Genomic DNA, 1,633 nt, shown 5'->3' with positions numbered 1-1,633 from the left:
TTAACCTAATTTTTTTCAAAAATTAGAAAACTCATTAAATATTCACAGCGTTTTCGGTTTATTTTCTTGTTACTATTTCTATACGTACTTTTACATACGTTTAGGAATGTTTGATAGATATTCAATTTTCAATGGACAAAATCTTAACAACTTCCGTTGTTAATGGAGCCTAGCGGGATCGAACCGCTGACCTCCTGCGTGCAAAGCAGGCGCTCTCCCAGCTGAGCTAAGGCCCCACAAGACCTCTCAAAATTAAAGAAGACTGACGTACAGGTTCCATTTCCTTAGAAAGGAGGTGATCCAGCCGCACCTTCCGATACGGCTACCTTGTTACGACTTCACCCCAATCATCTATCCCACCTTAGGCGGCTGGCTCCTAAAAGGTTACCTCACCGACTTCGGGTGTTACAAACTCTCGTGGTGTGACGGGCGGTGTGTACAAGGCCCGGGAACGTATTCACCGCGGCGTGCTGATCCGCGATTACTAGCGATTCCGACTTCATGTAGGCGAGTTGCAGCCTACAATCCGAACTGAGACTGGCTTTAAGAGATTAGCTTGCCGTCACCGACTTGCGACTCGTTGTACCAGCCATTGTAGCACGTGTGTAGCCCAGGTCATAAGGGGCATGATGATTTGACGTCATCCCCACCTTCCTCCGGTTTATTACCGGCAGTCTCGCTAGAGTGCCCAACTGAATGATGGCAACTAACAATAGGGGTTGCGCTCGTTGCGGGACTTAACCCAACATCTCACGACACGAGCTGACGACAACCATGCACCACCTGTCACCGATGCTCCGAAGAGAAACCCTATCTCTAGGGCGGTCATCGGGATGTCAAGACCTGGTAAGGTTCTTCGCGTTGCTTCGAATTAAACCACATGCTCCACCGCTTGTGCGGGCCCCCGTCAATTCCTTTGAGTTTCAACCTTGCGGTCGTACTCCCCAGGCGGAGTGCTTAATGCGTTAGCTGCGGCACTGAGTCCCGGAAAGGACCCAACACCTAGCACTCATCGTTTACGGCGTGGACTACCAGGGTATCTAATCCTGTTCGCTCCCCACGCTTTCGAGCCTCAGCGTCAGTTACAGACCAGAGAGCCGCTTTCGCCACCGGTGTTCCTCCATATATCTACGCATTTCACCGCTACACATGGAATTCCACTCTCCCCTTCTGCACTCAAGTTTGACAGTTTCCAAAGCGTACTATGGTTAAGCCACAGCCTTTTACTTCAGACTTATCAAACCGCCTGCGCTCGCTTTACGCCCAATAAATCCGGACAACGCTCGGGACCTACGTATTACCGCGGCTGCTGGCACGTAGTTAGCCGTCCCTTTCTGGTAAGATACCGTCAAGTGAGAAACTTTCCACTCTTCTCACAGTTCTTCTCTTACAACAGAGCTTTACGATCCGAAAACCTTCTTCACTCACGCGGCGTTGCTCGGTCAGGGTTGCCCCCATTGCCGAAGATTCCCTACTGCTGCCTCCCGTAGGAGTCTGGGCCGTGTCTCAGTCCCAGTGTGGCCGATCACCCTCTCAGGTCGGCTATGTATCGATGCCTTGGTGAGCCGTTACCTCACCAACTAGCTAATACAACGCAGGTCCATCTCATAGTGAAGCAATTGCTCCTTTCAAG

1 tRNA gene and 1 rRNA gene are annotated in these 1,633 nt (G+C 50.7%); both read right to left on the bottom strand.

Annotated elements, in window-relative coordinates:
• Positions 1-163: 163 nt before the first annotated feature.
• Positions 164-236 (bottom strand) — tRNA-Ala (locus NOL38_RS10350).
• A 52-nt stretch (positions 237-288) separates the two neighbouring features.
• Positions 289-1,633 (bottom strand): 16S ribosomal RNA (locus tag NOL38_RS10345); the annotation flags it as partial.

It is taken from the genome of Streptococcus suis, from assembly GCF_029616525.1.
Taxonomy (GTDB): Bacteria; Bacillota; Bacilli; order Lactobacillales; family Streptococcaceae; genus Streptococcus; species Streptococcus suis_AF.
The sequence above is the reverse complement of the archived record's forward strand: the minus strand, read 5'-3'. Positions and strand labels throughout refer to the sequence as shown.